Here is a 16,351-nt window from a genome sequence, read left to right as displayed (position 1 = left end):
GCTATTTTTGCTCTCGTAACAATTGAGCGGCACGAACGGCAAAGTACGTCAGGATGCCATCAGCGCCTGCACGTTTAAAGGCGGTCAGGGATTCGAGGATAACCCCTTCGCTCAACCAGCCGTTCTGGATCGCGGCCATGTGCATGGCGTACTCGCCGCTGACTTGATAAACAAAGGTCGGCACTTTGAACTCTTCTTTGACCCGGCACAGGATGTCCAGGTACGGCATGCCTGGCTTGACCATGACCATGTCTGCGCCTTCTGACAAGTCAGCCGCCACTTCGTGCAGGGCTTCGTTGCTGTTGGCCGGGTCCATCTGATAGGAGGCCTTGTTGGCCTTGCCCAGGTTCAGTGCCGAACCGACCGCATCGCGGAACGGGCCGTAGTAGGCGCTGGCGTACTTCGCCGAGTAGGCCATGATCCGCACGTTGACGTGACCGGCCACTTCGAGCGCTTCGCGGATCGCCTGGATGCGCCCGTCCATCATGTCCGACGGGGCGACCACCTGCGCACCGGCTTCGGCATGGGACAAGGCTTGCCTGACCAGTGCATCGACGGTGATGTCGTTCTGCACGTAGCCTTCTTCGTCGAGGATACCGTCCTGGCCATGAGTGGTGAACGGGTCCAGAGCGACGTCGGTGATCACACCCAGCTCAGGGAATTGCGCACGCAGGGCGCGGGTGGCGCGCTGGGCGATGCCTTCAGGGTTCCAGGCTTCGGCGGCGTCCAGCGACTTCAGCCCTGGCGGGGTCACCGGGAACAGTGCCAGCGCCGGAATTCCCAGCTCGACCCACTTGGCCGCTTCTTCGAGCAACAGATCAATGGTCAGGCGTTCGACGCCCGGCATCGACGCCACCGCTTCACGACGGTTTTCACCGTCCAGCACAAATACCGGCAGAATCAGGTCATCGACGCTCAGCACATTTTCACGGACCAGTCGGCGCGAGAAATCATCGCGACGGTTGCGGCGCAGGCGGGTTGCAGGGAACAAACGGTTGGCGGGGGTAAAGCTCACGGCAGACTCCTGAGCCCGCAGGCGTGCGAGCGTAACAGTTATAAGCGGCCATTATGACGAACGTGTGACAGTTGTGCGCACACCGCGACATGTAGCCGCATTCCATTGTCCTTGTAGGAAATGTTCACGTCGAGACACATTTGGACACTTTCCTGAATGTGTGCGAAGGGTTAGGCTGCGCGTTCATTTCGCCAGCACCCAGACAATGCTCCAACAATTTCTGCATGACTTCGGCTACTTTGCCTTGTTCCTCGGCACGTTTTTCGAAGGCGAAACCATTCTGGTGCTCGCAGGCTTCCTCGCGTTCCGTGGATACATGGACATCAACCTGGTGGTGGTCGTGGCGTTCTTCGGCAGTTATGCCGGCGATCAGCTGTGGTATTTCATGGGGCGCAAGCATGGGCGCAAGTTGCTGGCGCGCAAACCACGCTGGCAAATGATGGGTGATCGGGCGCTGGAACACATCCGCAAGCACCCGGACATCTGGGTCCTGAGCTTCCGTTTCGTCTATGGACTGCGCACAGTGATGCCGGTGGCGATCGGCCTGTCGGGCTATCCACCGGGACGCTACCTGTTGCTCAACGGAATTGGCGCGGCGATCTGGGCCACTGCATTGGCGGCGGCCGCCTATCACTTCGGCGCGGTGCTGGAGGGCATGCTCGGCAGCATCAAGAAATACGAACTGTGGGTCCTCGGCGCCCTGCTCATCCTGGGCCTGGGCTTGTGGTTGCGCCGGCGCTTCAAGAACGCCCGCCTGGCCAGACAGGTCTACGCCGACGAGCAGGCCCTGAAAGCCGAACAGGCGAAAACCGGCGAAACTAAGCCAATCGAGTGAAGCGGTTTCGACAGCAGTAAAGACCGATACCGCTCAGCAGGCTGTAACTGAGCAGGCCGATCCAGCCCACCGCGCTGGCCGGCCACAGCCCCACCAACGGCGCCAGCCACACCAGCGGCACGTTGGACGCCAGCCGCAACAGTTCCACCTTCAATGCCCAAGGGCGATTCTCCAGGGCCACGCCCAGCACGAACAGCCCCAGCGCCACGGCGCCCCAGCCAAGCACCAATGCGGCCGTTGGCAGGCTCGGCTCAAGGTTCATCAAATAGCTGCCCAGCGCGACGTAGACGCAGAATTGCAACAGCACATAGAGCTGCTGACGCCCGTCCAGCGGCACTTCGAATTTGCGGAACTGACTCAGATCCGGCTTGTTCATCGGGTATTTGGCGGCCACGTCCGCCGGCCGCCAACCGGTGCGCATGAACCAGATCCGCAGCTTGTCCCAGGTGCTTTCGGCACGCCGCGCGTCGGCCCACAACTGCGCGTAGAACTGCACGTTCGCCCACAACGGATTCCAGCTCGCCAGCGGCGTGGTCACGCCGAAAATCACCGGCTCGTTGTCGTCCTCTTCCTGGAACGAGCCGAATAGACGGTCCCAAATAATGAACACCCCGCCGTAGTTGCGATCCATGTAGAGAGCGTTCTGTGCATGGTGAGCCCGATGATTGGATGGCGTGACGAAGAACCACTCGAACCAGCCGAGTTTGGGAATATGCCGGGTGTGCACCCAAAACTGGTACAGCAGGTTCAGCGCCGCGACGCTGACAAACACCAGCAACGGCACGCCCGCGACGGCCATGGGCAGGTAGAAGATCCAGCTCAGGAGAAATCCGGTACTGGTCTGGCGCAGGGCGGTGGAAAGGTTGTAGTCCTCGCTCTGGTGATGCACCGAATGCGCAGCCCAGAGAATATTGCGTTCATGGCCCATGCGGTGCAGCCAGTAGTAGCACAAGTCATAAAACACGAAAGCGAATACCCAGACCCAGACACTGTCGGCGGAGAGTTCGAACAGTGCCAGGTGCTTGAGGGCAAATGCGTAAGTCAGCAACCCCACGCCTTTGGTCAGCAGACCCGTGGTGGTGGACAGCACGCCGGTGCTGATGCTGTTGATGGCGTCTGCCAGCCGATAGTTGCTCACCCCGCGCCAGCGGTCGGCCGCCAGTTCGATGGCAATCAATACAAAGAAAAACGGCACTGCATACAGAATGAAGTCCATGACGCGCCCTGGTCGGAATCCTGAGGACAGATGCTAGGTGTACCCGCGAATTAACCCTATGGCAACGAGTGACAAATTAGTGGACATTTAACGCCATGAATCTGGAGAAAAAGCCCATGAGCAAAAAAGTTGCAGTGATCCTTTCCGGTTGTGGTGTGTACGACGGCGCCGAGATCTACGAGAGTGTGATTACCTTGCTGCGCCTGGACCAGCGCGGCGCGCAGGTGCAGTGTTTCGCGCCAAACATTGCGCAACTGCATGTGATCAACCACCTGACCGGCGAAGAAATGCCCGAATCGCGCAATGTGCTGGTGGAGTCGGCGCGCATCGCCCGCGGCGAAATCAAGGACATCCGCGAAGCCGACGCCGAAGACTTCGATGCGCTGATCATTCCCGGTGGCTTCGGCTCGGCCAAGAACCTCTCCAACTTCGCCATCGAGGGAACCGGCTGCACCGTGCAGCCCGACGTGCTGGCGTTGACCGAAGCCTTTGCCGAAGCCGGAAAACCAGTGGGGCTGATCTGCATCTCGCCAGCCCTGGCGGCAAAGATTTATGGCCCCGGTGTGACCTGCACCATCGGCAACGATGCCGACACGGCGACGGCGCTGAACAAGATGGGCGCCACCCACCAGGAATGCGCTGTCAGCGACATCGTGGAAGACAAGGCGCGCAAACTGGTGAGCACCCCAGCCTACATGCTGGCGCAGTCGATCAGTGAAGCGGCTTCAGGGATCAACAAACTGGTCGACCGCGTCCTCGAACTGACCCACGAAAACGACGCTTGACCCGTCGCGGCGATTGACTCCTGTGGCGAGGGAGCTTGCTCCCGCTCGACTGCGCAGCAGTCGCAAAACCGATTGCTGCGATTTTTCTGAAAACTGTCGCGGCAGGTTTGGGGGTTGCTTCGCACCCCAGCGGGAGCAAGCTCCCTCGCCACAACGACTGCATTCGCTCAAGACTGGCGCGATAGCCGCGTCAAGATCCGGTCCAGCGCATTGGCAAACGCCTGTTTCTCGCGCTCGCCAAACGGCGCCGGCCCGCCGCTCATCTGCCCTTGCTCGCGCAAGTCGGTGAACAGGTTGCGCACCGCCAGCCGGTCGCCCATGTTCTGCGAGTCGAATTCCTTGCCTCGCGGGTCCAGTGCCGCAACGCCCTTTTTCACCAACCGGTCGGCCAGCGGCACATCGCTGCAAATCACCAGCTCACCGGGGACTGCATGTTCCACCAGATAGTCGTCGGCGGCATCCGGGCCGCTCGGCACCACGATCAACTTCACCAGCGCCAGGCCTGGTTTGATCTGCGGCTGTCCGGCCACCAGCACCACTTCGAAACGGCGCTTGAGGGCAAACTTCACCACCAGATCCTTGGCCGCCCGCGGGCAGGCGTCGGCATCGATCCAGACACGCATTGTGTTTTCCTCGTTAAAAGCATCGCGGGCAAGCCATGCTCTACAGGATAGCGCCGTCTGTAGGAGCAAGGCTTGCCCGCGATCATGAGCGCAGCGAATGCTGTTTAAGAAACCGCCAACCGACGCTTCTCGACTACCCAGCTACGCCCATACAACACGACGATCGCAATGATCGCCACAGCCTGCGCACTCAACGAATACGCATCGGCATGAATACCCAGCCAGTCGAACTCAAAGAACGGCACCGGTCGCGTGCCGAAGATCCCGGCCTCCTGCAACGCCTTCACGCCATGCCCGGCAAACACCACCGACAACGCACACAACAAAGCGGCATTAATGCTGAAAAACAGCGCCAACGGCAGTTTTGCCGAGCCGCGCAATATCACCCACGCCAGGCCCACCAGCAGCACCAGTGCCGTGGCACCACCCGCCAGCACCGCATCATGGCCAGCAGGACCTGCCTGCAACCACAGGGTTTCGTAGAACAGAATCACCTCGAACAGCTCGCGATACACCGAGAAGAACGCCAGGATCGCAAAGCCGAAACGCCCGCCACCGCCCACCAGGCTGCTCTTGATGTAATCCTGCCAGGCCGCGGCGTGACGACGATCATGCATCCACACCCCGAGCCACAGCACCATGACGCTGGCAAACAGCGCCGTCGCGCCTTCGAGCAATTCACGCTGGGAACCGCTGACATCAATCACATACGCCGCCAGCGCCCAGGTGGCCAGCCCCGCGACCAGCGCCAGCCCCCAACCGACGTTGACGCTGCGCACGGCCGATTGCTGGCCGGTGTTACGCAAGAAGGCGAGAATCGCCGCCAGCACCAGGATCGCTTCCAAACCTTCGCGCAATAGAATCAGCAGGCCGGAAATGTAGCTCAGGGACCAGCTCAAGCCATCGCTGCCCAACAAACCGGCGGAGATTTTCAGTTTGGCCTTGGCCGCCTCCAGACGCTGCTCGACCTGCTCTACCGGCAAGCCATCCTGCAACGACTGACGGTAAGCCATCAGCGATTTTTCCGTGTCTTTGCGCACGTTGGCGTCGACGTTGTCGAGGGAGCTTTCGACCAGTTCGAAGCCTTCCAGGTAGGCCGCCACCGACAAGTCATAGGCCTGATCGTGTTCGCCGGCACGATAGGCTGCAACGCTCTTGTCCAGGGTCGCGGCGGTGTAATCGAGCAATTGCGCCGGGCCACGCTTGACCTGCGGCGGTTGTGCCCGTTGGGCACGGAATATCGCCGCCGCTTGCGCACCGTCCACGGCCTGCACTTCGGCCGGAGTCTGGCGAGCCAGATCGGCAATGTTGTAGGACTTGTCACTGCTGACGGTCGCCGGATCGGCGCTGAAGCTGGCGATGTACGTGGCCAGGTCCCAACGCTGACGATCATCGAGTTGATCGCCGAAGGCGGGCATATCGGTGCCTTCCACCCCCAGATTCAAGGTGTTGTAGATCGCGTAAAGACTCAGGTGATCCAGGCGCGCGTTATCACGCAGATTGGCGGGTGGCGGGGTCAGACCAACGCCCGCAGGACCGTCACCCGCGCCGGTATCGCCATGGCACACCGAGCAATGCTGGGCGTACAGCGGCGCCCCTCGGGTCGGATCCGGAGTGATGATCGGTGCCTGGCTGACCTCATAGGCCACTGCCAGTTTTGCCCCCAGTTGCCGCGCCAGACGGGCAACCTCGGCCCCCTCCTGACGCGCAGCAATGGCGCTGTGCAGCTTGCCGATGCCCTGCACCAGCTCAGCCTTTTCCGGTTTCGCTGGCATGGCCGCCACCAGACCTTGCAGGACCTGGACGAATTCCAGCTGCTCGCGGTACTCGGATTCGCTGACGACGTTGCCTGCTTGTACCGCACCTGGGTAGTCCGCACCGATATAGTCGAGTAAATGCAGTGCTTGCGGTGCGCCTTCCACCGTGTCCGCCAGCAGATTGAAACTGCACAGGGCAAACACAGGCGCTATCAGCCAGGCCAGGAAACGGGACGGGGCACTCATGAATGATTCTCAGCTGGAAATACGAAGTAACATATTGTTCCCTCCCAATCACTTTCACTCAAGCTTTGTTGTGCTGTTTTGACAAACATCCTGCGCGAGCCAGCCCCTGACAAGCGTGTCGCGCATACCGAACCCCTGAAACGAAAAAGGCGACCCGCAAAGGTCGCCTTTTTTGTACTGACGGGTGTCTACACCGCTGTTTTACGCAAGGTGGCCATGAACGCCGCCGCGCCAATGAACAGTCCGGCAAAGGTGCGGTTCATGCGCTTCTGCTGTTTTGGTGTACGCAACAGACGCAGCACTTTGGAGGCCAGCCCGGTGTACCCGGCCATGACGATCAGGTCGACGCAAATCATGGTGACGCCAATGATCACGTACTGGATCAGTAGTGGCGCGTGCGGGTCGATGAACTGCGGCAACACCGCGAGCATGAACACCAGCGCCTTGGGGTTGCTGATGTTTACCAGAAACCCGCGGAACACCAGCGCCATCGGTTTGCCGATCTGCCGCACTGCCGCGTCATCGCTCATGTCGCCAGGCAACGCGCGCCATTGCTTGATGGCGAGATACACCAGGTACGCCACGCCAAACCATTTGATTGCGTAGAAGGCTGTGGCGGAGGCGGTGAGAATCGCGCCGACACCGGCGCCAACAATCGCGATCTGCACCGCAAGGCCCAGTTGCAGGCCCAAGGCGTTCCAATAGCCGCGCCAGAAACCGTATTGCAGGCCGCTGGACATCGACGCAATGGCGCCGGCGCCCGGTGACAGGCTGATCACCCAGCAGGCGGCAAAAAACGCCAGCCATGTTTGAAGCTCCATTGCACACCTCGACTCGAACTCGTGACAGACGTCTAAGCTAATGCGGCTTTGGGCTGGTGACTACCGATTTTTTGCATGTGAAAAGGCTGCGATCCCAAGCCGGCTTACTTTTCGAACCCGCTCGAAGGGAACATGTCGGTCCCCCGCCAACGCCGAACCGAACGCTGGAAGAACAAACTGTTGGGCACTTGCACCATCGCGCTGCCGGTGCCGAGCTCTTCGGCTTCGATCAATGTGGTGTAGAGCAGATTGATCGCCACGACACGGCCCTTGACCCCGGGTTTGTCGGTGGTGTCCACCAGTTCGACCACATCGCCCAGGCGAAACGGGCCAACGGTGAAAATCAGGATCGCGCACAGCAGGTTCGACAACACACTCCACATGGCGAAAAACGCCACCGCCGCTACCGCGACAAAACCGGACAACGCCGTCCACAGCACCGTGGCCGACACTCCCAGGCGTTCCAGTACGAAAATCAGGGCACTGCCCATGATCAGCCAACGCAGGCCACCGCGTAGCGGCATCAGCAACTGTGGCGGGAACGGGTAGCGCTCGCCGAGGCGGGTCAGGCACTTGGCGACAAAACGCTGGGCCAGGTAACCGGCCAGCAGGATCAGCAGGATTTGCACGCCGAGCCATATCGGTTCGGCCCACATGGCCGGCAACGGAAGTCTGAAGGCCTCCATCAGGACAGCGCCTCCAGCTCCGCCTGCATGCTTTCCAGCAGTTCCAAAGCTTCCATCCAGGCCTCTTCCAGCTCCGCTTCGCGTACTTTGAGCTTGGCTTGTTCGGCCAGCAGATCACGCAAGTCGTTCTTGCGCGCCGGCTCGTAGATGTCACTGTCACCGAGGCTGGCATCGATCTTCGCCAGTTTCTCGTGCAGCTTGCCCAGCTCGGCTTCGAGCTTTTCCGCTTCACGCTTGTGCGGCGCCAGTTGCTGACGCAACGCGGCTGCAGCCTGACGCTGGGCCTTCTTGTCGGTTTTGTCCGGATTGACCGGCGTATTGCTCACCGGCGCATTGCGCTGGCGGTAATCCACCAGCCAGCGGGTGTAGTCTTCCAGATCGCCGTCGAACTCTTCGACCTTGCCGTCCGCCACCAGATAAAAATTGTCGGTGGTGCTTTTGAGCAGGTGACGGTCGTGGGAAACCACCAATACCGCGCCACTGAATTCCTGCAAGGCCATGGTCAGCGCCAGGCGCATTTCCAGGTCCAGGTGGTTGGTCGGCTCATCGAGCAGCAGCAGGTTCGGCCGATCCCAGGCGATCAACGCCAGCGCCAGGCGCGCCTTCTCGCCACCGGAGAAATTCAGCACCGGCTCGTCGATTCGCGCGCCTCGGAAGTCGAAACCACCGAGGAAGTCGCGCAGGGTTTGTTCGCGTTCGGTGGGTGCCAGGCGCTGCAAATGCAGCAACGGGCTGGCTTTGGAATCCAGCGAGTCCAACTGATGCTGGGCGAAGTAACCGACCACGGTGTTCTCACCACGGGTCAACCGACCCGCCAGCGGCGACAGCTCGCCTGCAAGGTTCTTGATCAGGGTCGATTTGCCGGCACCGTTCGGCCCGAGCAAACCGATTCGCGCACCGGGGGTCAGTTGCAGCTTGACCTTCTCCAGCACCGCTTTGTCGCCGTAACCCAGGCGAGCATCAGACAGGTCGATCAGTGGGCTGGAAATTTTCTGCGATTCGCGGAACACAAAATCGAACGGCGAATCGACGTGAGCCGCGGTCAGCTCTTCCATCCGCTCCAGCGCCTTGATCCGGCTCTGGGCCTGACGGGCCTTGGTAGCCTGAGCCTTGAAGCGGGCGATGTAGCTTTCCATGTGCGCACGTTGCGCCTGCTGCTTCTCATAGGCCTGCTGTTGCTGGGCCAGGCGTTCGGCGCGGGCGCGTTCGAAGGCACTGTAGCCACCGCGATACAGCGTGATCTTGCGCTGATCGACGTGGGCCACGTGATCGACCACGGCATCGAGGAAATCCCGGTCGTGGGAAATCAGCATCAAGGTGCCGGGGTAACTTTTGAGCCACTCTTCGAGCCAGATAATGGCATCGAGGTCCAAGTGGTTGGTCGGTTCGTCGAGCAGCAGCAGGTCCGATGGACACATCAAGGCCTGCGCCAGGTTCAGACGCATCCGCCAGCCACCGGAGAAATCCCCGACCTGACGATCCATCTGCTCGTTAGTGAAGCCCAGACCGGCCAGCAACTTGCGCGCCCGGGCATCGGCGGTGTAGCCGTCGGCGCTGTCGAGCTCGGAGTGCAGGCGGGCCTGTGCGGCACCGTCATGGGCCGCTTCGGCTGCCGCCAGGTCTCGCTGTACCTGGCGCAGGCGCAAGTCGCCATCGAGCACGTAGTCGACCGCCAGGCGATCGAGCGTGTCGACCTCCTGGCGCATGTGGGCGATACGCCAGTCGCCCGGCAGCAAGCAATCACCCGAATCCGGGTGCAGTTCACCCCGAAGCAAGGCGAACAGGCTCGATTTGCCGGCGCCGTTGGCACCGATGAGGCCGGCTTTCTGGCCGGCGTGCAGGGTCAGCTCGGCGTCTTCTAGCAGACGTTGCGGGCCACGCTGTAAAGTCAGGTTCTGAAGTCGAATCATAATGGCGGCGGAGTCTACCAGCTTCGCTCGCAACTGGCGCGAGTAGCACTATGTCCTCTGACCTGTGGAGCTTTTCCCTCACTACCTACGCCCGCCCGGGTGTCGAGCAGGCGTGCCTGCAATTGCAGGCGGCGGGAGTCAATGTCTGCCTGCTGCTGTGCGCGGCTTGGCTGGAGGAGCGAAGAATCAGCTGTAACGAACAGCGCTTGCAGCAACTTCGAGAGATAGCCCGAACCTGGGATGCGGATGTCGTGCGACCGTTACGGGCGTTGCGCATGCAATGGAAAGACGCGGCAGCAAGAGACGCCGGGTTGCATACGTTGCGCGAGCAAGTGAAGACGTTGGAGCTGGAAGCCGAACGGCATTTGCTAAAGCGACTGGAGCAAACGACCCAAAACTGGCCGCAGGAAGAGACGGCCGATCTATCGGCCTGGCTGGAAGGCGTGACGGCAGACGCCGCCCACCTCGACCGCAACGCGCTGCATCAGCTGCGCGTCGCGGTAACCGGCACTTAGGAAGCGCTGGTAGGCGTGGAGGTTGCTGCGCTCGGAACAGCGGCCGGCGTTGGTGCTGGCGCAGTTGTCGAGGTAGTGGCCGTCGAAGCAGGTGCTGCAGCGGGAGCCGGAGTGGCTGGCTTGGCAACAGGTGCGGTCGCGGGCTTGGCGGCAACCGGTTTTTTCACTGCTGGTTTGGCGGCTGGTTTAGCAGCAGGTTTGGCCGCTGGTTTTGCTGCAACTGGTTTGGCAGCGGGTTTGGCGGCGGCCGGTTTGGCGGCGCTGGCAGTTGCCGGTTTGGCGGCAGTGGCAGGTTTTGCCGCAGCCGTTTTAGCGGCCGGTTTGGCAGCGGGTTTAGCCGGTGCTTTCGCCGCAGGTTTTGCTGCAGTTTTTGCTGCAGGTTTTGCTGCTGGTTTAGCCGCAGGCTTGGCCGCGGTTTTGGCCGCAACCGGTTTGGCTGCCGGCTTGGCAGCAGGCTTCGCCGCGGCGGTTCTGGCAGCAGGTTTTGCAGCGGATTTAGCGGCTGGTTTTGCGGCTGGTTTAGCGGCAGTTTTTACCGCCGGTTTTACCGCCGGTTTTGCGGCTGGTTTTGCTGCAGCGGTTTTTGCCGCGGCAGGTTTTGCAGCCGCTGTTTTTGCAGCAGCCGGCTTGGCAGCAACAGGTTTGGCAGCAGCAGTTCTCGCAGCAGGTTTTGCAGCTGGTTTGGCAGCCGCCGTTTTAGCGACAGGTTTGGCGGCAGGTTTGGCCGGTGCTTTTGCGGCAGCCGGTTTGGCAGCGGCTTTCTTCGCAGGGGCCGCGGCTGACTTGGCCGAACGCAGGGTCAACGCCTTGCCGACAGCCTCTTGTACACGACCAATGCCCTGAGCCAGTTTCAGGCTCTCTTGAGCGTCGCGCTTGAGTTGCAGAATGTAGCCACGAGTGTCCGACTGGCGCTCTTTGAGAGCATCAAGCAGGTCTTCGAGTTCCTTCACTCCTTCCTTGGCTTTGGCTTGCGCCTTGGCCTTGCCGGCTGCCGCGGCGTCCTGCAATTTGGTGCGGGATTTATGCAATTTTTCCTGCGCTTTTCCGCGCTGCTTTTCCAGCTTGGCGAGCAGTTTTTCAGCATCAGCCAAGGCTTCGGAACAAGCGTTTTCCAGATGCTCGAGCAAGCTGCCCGAGAGTTGTTGGAGCAGGTGCAACGGAGTGTTTACTGGCTTCTTGGTGGCCGACATGGTTTACCTCCTGGCTGAAGTGAGTTGCGGCTCATACTAGACCTCTGCTGCAACCGCCGCTAGGGCATGTTGACACTATCGAAAGCGGTGCGTTGCAAACCAGCGAAAATCTTCTTCGTCGACGCAAAAAGCAGTTCACCTTTCAGTCTCTTCACACTGGCATAATCGCCCGCATTCCAGGTTGGAGAGTGCCCATGTCGCGCTACCTTTTTTTATCGCTGTGGGTAATTTTTTCGGCGGCTCATGCAGCTGAAAAAGCCCAGGAAAATGACGCCCACGATCTCGCATACAGTCTGGGCGCGAGCCTGGGCGAGCGCTTGCGCCAAGAGGTTCCCGACCTGCAACTCAAGGCGTTGGTCGAAGGCCTTCAACAAGCCTACCAAGGCAAACCACTGGCGTTGAAAGAGGAGCGAATCGAGCAGATTCTCACCGAGCACGAAGCCCGGGTCGCCATGCAATCGCCTGCGCCGCAGAGCGAACTGGCACTGGAAAACGAGCAACGATTTCTCGCCGATGAAAAAGCCAAACCCGGTGTCCGCGAATTGGCCGATGGCATTCTGCTGACCGAGTTGGCACCCGGGACTGGCGTCAAGGCCGGGCCGAACGGCAAGGTGCAGGTGTTGTACATCGGTCGCCTTCCCGACGGCACAGTGTTCGACCAGAACAGTCAGCCGCAGTGGTTCAGTCTTGATAGCGTGATCAGTGGCTGGCGCACTGCGTTGCAGCAAATGCCGGTCGGCGCAAAATGGCGCCTGGTGATTCCTTCGGCACAAGCCTATGGCGCCGAGGGTGCTGGCGACCTGATCGCGCCTTTCACACCACTGGTCTTCGAAGTCGAGTTACGCGGCGCTACCGGTTGAAAGCAGAAATGAAAACGGCGTGCCTTGGCACGCCGTTTCGGGTTTTGCACGAAGCGCTTCAGGCCTGGACCGAATCGGCTTCCTTGTGAGCGGTGTGCAGCACTTCGATCAGGCAGTCTTCCAGTTCGAAGCGTTCATGCAACAGGCCGCCGAGCTCCTTGAACTTCTCTGCGACGCACTTGCCTTCATCGCACAGGTCGTTGAACGCGAGGAGTTTCTCGGTGATGACATCGATGCGTGGGTAGAGGGTCTCGGCAAGCTCCAGACCACGCTTGTCGTTGAAGGCCTTGGCCTCGCCGGTCAGCTGTTCGTAGATCTCGAAGTGCCCGGCAGAAACGTAGTCGACCAGCACGCCGCAGAATTCCTGCAAAGGTTTTCTGTTTTCGCCCAAAGCTTCAGGCTTTGCACCGAGCTTGTCGTAGGCGTCGATCAGCTCCTTGCGCTCCTGCAACCAGCGATCGATCAACAGGTGCACTCCACCCCAGCGTTCCTGAGCATTCTGACAACTTTCGAGCATGGTGATCTCTCTTCCCTTGTGGGTCAGCTGCTCTATGCCTGTTCGCCTCTTGTAATGGGCGGTCAGGCAGAGCGTCATCGAGCAACATAATTCCAATGACACGTGCGGGCCAGATTATGCCCGCACGACTGTGGCTTCAAGGTACGCACGCGATAAAGTTCATACAAGTGTTTAATCGCGTGCCAGGGCGTGATGCGACGAATCGCCGCCGAGTGGTCGCCGCACGCTGATCCGCACAAGTCGCAACAGCTGGTAAACCGCGAGAATCATCATTGCCACGAAGAACAGCAAACTCCATTCAGGAAGGCTCAGGTCGAACAAGGTCCAGGCGACTTGTCGGCAATCTATCGAGCCGTTGAACATCAGGCGCAGGATGCACGTCCAGGGCGCATTGGCGAATACCTCAGGCAGATCCGGAACACATGTCGAGAGCTGATGCGCCGGATCGCTCTGGAGCAAAACCTGCCGCCACGCAGTCACGGTACCGGCCAGGCTGCAGACAAGATTCAGCAACCAATAGAGGAATGCCCCGAGACGGCCCGGCCCATGCACCGCCGCGATCAGGCAGACGCCCGTCAGCAACGCCAGGCAGAGTCGCTGCAACAGGCACAACCCGCAAGGCTTCAGACCCACGGCATATTGCAGATAGTAAGACACGCCCAGCACCAGGGCGCCCGCAATGAAAAGTGCAAAAAACAAGGAGCGTGAGCAGGCCAACGACATGGCTTTTCCGTAACAATTAAGGACAGATAGCTACGGTAGAGGAAAGCGCGCAAGCCTTTCAAGGCAGGTGGACAGCGACACTTCAGCAAGGACGTAGGGAATTCCCGACAGAAGCTAGAAGATTAGGTGTAGTCCTTTGTAGGACTATGCTTAAGATGCGATAGGAAGACAAAAACAGACTGGTTTTCGCCATTCTGTATTGCCTTCCATGCAGAATTCGCCAACGGACAAACGCGACAACTTCCCGCCATCAAGCGTGAGCGAGTACCGGTAACGGCGCTGCCAGCAAGCGCTCGTCCAGCAAGCCCAAGCCCTCCTGGAACAACTGGTTGCTGCGTTCGGTGTCGCCCATTTGCGCCAGCAGCCGCGCCAGCTCGGCGCAGGCTTCCGGATTGCGCTGCACACGCAGGCTGCTCTCCAGATAATCCCGCGCCTTGCCCCACAGGCTGGATTGCAGACACAGACGCCCCAGGGTCAGTAACAGGCTCGGGTCGGCGGGATGATCCTTGAGCCAGCCTTCGGCGATTTGTAGCTGACGCGCCGGATCATTGCCACGCACCAATCCGTAGAGACGCGCCAAGTGGCTGTCGTAGCTGCGCTTGAGCGCCGTGCGCAAGACCTCTTCGGCCTCAGCCTGAGCGCCCAACTGACGGAGTTGCTCAGCATAGGCCAGCACCAGCTGCGGCTCCTGGCGTTGAGCAGACGTCAGTTGCTGCCAGGCGCGTTCGAGCGCTTGCAAACCGACGGTTCCATCCGCTTCCCGATGCGCTGCCAGGGACAGGTTTTCACCCCAGGCACGACGCTCCAGTTCGGCCAGTTCAGCCTTGGGCAGGACTTTATCCTTGCGCAACTCCGGCAACAGGCGGATTACCGCCGACCAATCGCCTCGTTGCTGGTGCAGGCGCTGCAACTGGCGCAGCATCTGTGCGTTATGCGGATGGCGCTCATGCATCGCTTGCAGGGTGGCCAGGGCACCCTCGGTATCACCACGGTCGGTCTGCAATTGCGCGTGATTCAGGGCAATCGCCAACTCGGCCTGAGGTTGACGCTCCAGAGCGCGCTCCAGCAGGTTGTCGCTCTCTTCATATAAGCCTTGTTCGTTGGCTGCGCGGGCAGCGCCGAGGTAGTACAGCAACGGTTGGCGCTCGGCCTCCGCGGCGCGATGCAAATGCCGCTGCGCACTGGCCCAGCGACCTTCGGCCAGATCGAGTTGCCCGTGCTCGATAGCGACCTGCACCCGACGACTGCGATTGCGTCGCGACCAGGGATTGACCACGCCACCGGAAGTCGTCACCAACTCGATCAACGCCTTGATGCCCCAGAACACCAGCCAGAGCACCGCAATCAACGCCAGCGTTGCCCACAGGCTCGATTCGAAGCGGAAGCTCTTGTAGGCAATCAGCACGTAACCGGAATGTTCGGCGATCGCCAGTCCCAGCGCAGCTGCGGCAGCGATGACCAGAAACACGATCACATAGAGACGCTTCATGGCGTAGCCTCCTGCGCGGTATTCGCGGCAGGTTTGGCCAGCGGCTTGATCGAATCTTCGGCATTGACGTTACGTCGCTGCAGGTAACCCTGCACCGCACTCAGGGTCCCGGTCAGATCCGGGGTGACCACCGTGACGGGCTGCGTACTCAGTTCGGCCACCTGTTCGAGCATCACTTTGCTTTGCGGGTTGTCCGGGTTGAAATTGCCCTTGAGCACATCCCGCGCCTCGTCCAGCGCCTGGCTGTAAACCGCGGCCTGGCCATTGAGCGCAGCCCATTGTGCCTGTTCAAGTGCCAGGCTCAGCGCCAGGCGCACCTGGCTCAGGCTCTGGCCTGCCAGCAACGGACGAACATTCTTGTCGGCGTTGAAATCGATGCGGATGTAGCGCGATATCTGATCCCACCATTGCGCCCAGCGACTGGCGCCGTCGCCATCTGCAGTCAGCCCGAGCAGGGATTCGCCGCGGTCCTTGTACTCGGGTGCGAGCTCGGTGAGGCTGATCACTTGATCGCGCAATGCGCCCAACCGCAGGAACAAACCGGTGCGATCGGGCTGCTCAGTGCTGCGCAAGGCCACCAGGGTTTTCGCTACTTGTTCGCGCGCGGCAAACGAACCCGGATCATTCTGTTCGCGGAGAATCTCATCGGCACCCTCCACCAGCGCCTGGGCACTGCTGATGTCCTGCAATGCCGACAGCCGCAGGCTGGCCAGGCGCAACAAGTGCTCGGCTTCGGCCAGACGCCAGTCCTTGCGACTGGCACCGAGAACCGTTTCCAGACGTTGATTGAGTCGCTGTTGATCACCCTGCAACTGAATCACCAGACGGCTGCGCTCTTCCAGCACATCGGCGCCGGGCAGTTGTTCCAGACGCGCGCTCAGGCGCTGTTCATTGAGCTTCAGGCTCTGCGCCTCGTCACTCAACGCCTGCACCTGGCTCAGTTGTTGTTGGTTGGTCGCCTGCAGGTGACGCACCTGCCAGACACCCCAACCACCTACCGCAATGCCGGCGGCACCCAGCAGTATGGCGACGATCGCCAGTCCATTGCCTCGGCGCGGCTCGGCAGCAGGAGGCAGCGCTTCATCAAGAGGAGTATCAACCGGCGCATCTGGCACAGGCCGCGAGTCATTTTTTGGCAAGGCTGTTTCGCTCACGTATCCATC

Annotated in this window: 16 protein-coding genes; 4 read left to right on the top strand and 12 right to left on the bottom strand. The window is 60.6% G+C overall.

Annotated features, from left to right (window positions below; all coding sequences use genetic code 11):
* Position 1: 1 nt before the first annotated feature.
* Entirely contained in the window at positions 2-1,015 is a 1,014-nt protein-coding gene (gene hemB, locus D8U73_RS04525) for a porphobilinogen synthase (RefSeq protein WP_056854098.1), read from the bottom strand.
* A gap of 205 nt (positions 1,016-1,220) precedes the next feature.
* Here hemB and D8U73_RS04520 point away from each other — a divergent pair, with 205 nt between their 5' ends.
* Entirely contained in the window at positions 1,221-1,850 is a 630-nt protein-coding gene (locus tag D8U73_RS04520; RefSeq protein WP_056854099.1) for a DedA family protein, read from the top strand.
* On the opposite strand, the gene D8U73_RS04515 is transcribed toward D8U73_RS04520, so the two are convergent.
* The gene (locus D8U73_RS04515) at positions 1,834-3,066 is read right to left on the bottom strand and encodes a sterol desaturase family protein (protein ID WP_130903825.1); all 1,233 of its coding nucleotides are present in this window, start codon (positions 3,064-3,066) and stop codon (positions 1,834-1,836) included. The genes D8U73_RS04520 and D8U73_RS04515 overlap by 17 nt on opposite strands.
* A 116-nt stretch (positions 3,067-3,182) precedes the next feature.
* Here D8U73_RS04515 and elbB point away from each other — a divergent pair, with 116 nt between their 5' ends.
* Complete coding sequence (elbB, locus tag D8U73_RS04510) at positions 3,183-3,851, top strand: isoprenoid biosynthesis glyoxalase ElbB (protein ID WP_056854101.1); 669 nt, start codon at positions 3,183-3,185, stop codon at positions 3,849-3,851.
* Between the two features lie 167 nt (positions 3,852-4,018).
* Here the strand turns inward: elbB and D8U73_RS04500 are convergent, their stop codons facing one another.
* The 5 genes from D8U73_RS04500 to D8U73_RS04480 all read right to left on the bottom strand — a co-directional run bounded on the left by D8U73_RS04500 (position 4,019) and on the right by D8U73_RS04480 (position 9,894).
* A complete protein-coding gene (locus D8U73_RS04500; RefSeq protein ID WP_056854102.1) occupies positions 4,019-4,474 on the bottom strand; it encodes a YaiI/YqxD family protein in 456 nt (151 codons plus the stop codon).
* 104 nt (positions 4,475-4,578) lie between these two features.
* On the bottom strand, positions 4,579-6,477 hold the full coding sequence (locus D8U73_RS04495) for a cytochrome c/FTR1 family iron permease (RefSeq protein ID WP_130903823.1): 1,899 nt from the start codon (positions 6,475-6,477) through the stop codon (positions 4,579-4,581).
* A gap of 188 nt (positions 6,478-6,665) precedes the next feature.
* Positions 6,666-7,298 carry a homoserine/homoserine lactone efflux protein gene (gene rhtB / locus D8U73_RS04490; RefSeq protein ID WP_130903822.1) on the bottom strand — a complete coding sequence of 211 codons (633 nt, stop codon included), beginning with the start codon at positions 7,296-7,298 and terminating at the stop codon, positions 6,666-6,668.
* Positions 7,299-7,402: 104 nt separating this feature from the next.
* Positions 7,403-7,984 carry a mechanosensitive ion channel family protein gene (locus D8U73_RS04485; RefSeq protein WP_056854105.1) on the bottom strand — a complete coding sequence of 194 codons (582 nt, stop codon included), beginning with the start codon at positions 7,982-7,984 and terminating at the stop codon, positions 7,403-7,405.
* On the bottom strand, positions 7,984-9,894 hold the full coding sequence (locus D8U73_RS04480) for an ATP-binding cassette domain-containing protein (RefSeq protein WP_130903821.1): 1,911 nt from the start codon (positions 9,892-9,894) through the stop codon (positions 7,984-7,986). Before D8U73_RS04480 ends, D8U73_RS04485 begins: the two co-directional genes overlap by 1 nt.
* A 50-nt stretch (positions 9,895-9,944) precedes the next feature.
* On the opposite strand from D8U73_RS04480, the gene D8U73_RS04475 reads away from it, so the two are divergent.
* Entirely contained in the window at positions 9,945-10,409 is a 465-nt protein-coding gene (locus D8U73_RS04475; protein WP_130903820.1) for a TIGR02444 family protein, read from the top strand.
* Here D8U73_RS04475 and D8U73_RS29310 read toward each other — a convergent pair.
* Positions 10,406-11,599: an AlgP family protein gene (locus tag D8U73_RS29310; protein WP_130903819.1), complete on the bottom strand. Its 1,194-nt coding sequence runs from the start codon at positions 11,597-11,599 to the stop codon at positions 10,406-10,408. The two genes, D8U73_RS04475 and D8U73_RS29310, sit on opposite strands and share 4 nt — an antisense overlap.
* Positions 11,600-11,793: 194 nt before the next feature.
* Between D8U73_RS29310 and D8U73_RS04465 the strand changes: the two genes are divergently transcribed.
* Positions 11,794-12,459, top strand: a complete 666-nt coding sequence (locus tag D8U73_RS04465) for an FKBP-type peptidyl-prolyl cis-trans isomerase (protein ID WP_056854109.1) — start codon at positions 11,794-11,796, stop codon at positions 12,457-12,459.
* Positions 12,460-12,517: 58 nt separating this feature from the next.
* Here the strand turns inward: D8U73_RS04465 and D8U73_RS04460 are convergent, their stop codons facing one another.
* The 4 genes from D8U73_RS04460 to D8U73_RS04445 form a co-directional block, all read right to left on the bottom strand.
* Positions 12,518-12,976 carry an Rsd/AlgQ family anti-sigma factor gene (locus D8U73_RS04460; protein ID WP_056854110.1) on the bottom strand — a complete coding sequence of 153 codons (459 nt, stop codon included), beginning with the start codon at positions 12,974-12,976 and terminating at the stop codon, positions 12,518-12,520.
* Positions 12,977-13,147: 171 nt separating this feature from the next.
* Positions 13,148-13,699, bottom strand: a complete 552-nt coding sequence (locus D8U73_RS04455) for a disulfide bond formation protein B (RefSeq protein ID WP_056854111.1) — start codon at positions 13,697-13,699, stop codon at positions 13,148-13,150.
* 250 nt (positions 13,700-13,949) lie between these two features.
* Entirely contained in the window at positions 13,950-15,188 is a 1,239-nt protein-coding gene (locus D8U73_RS04450) for a heme biosynthesis protein HemY (RefSeq protein WP_056854112.1), read from the bottom strand.
* Complete coding sequence (locus D8U73_RS04445; protein ID WP_056854113.1) at positions 15,185-16,342, bottom strand: uroporphyrinogen-III C-methyltransferase; 1,158 nt, start codon at positions 16,340-16,342, stop codon at positions 15,185-15,187. The genes D8U73_RS04450 and D8U73_RS04445 overlap by 4 nt, the downstream gene beginning before the upstream one ends.
* Positions 16,343-16,351 lie beyond the last annotated feature (9 nt).

This window comes from Pseudomonas sp. Sample_22, from assembly GCF_004307635.1.
In the GTDB taxonomy this organism is placed as follows: Bacteria; Pseudomonadota; Gammaproteobacteria; order Pseudomonadales; family Pseudomonadaceae; genus Aquipseudomonas.
Note: the sequence above shows the minus strand (reverse complement) of the source record. Positions and strands in the feature narration are given on the sequence as shown.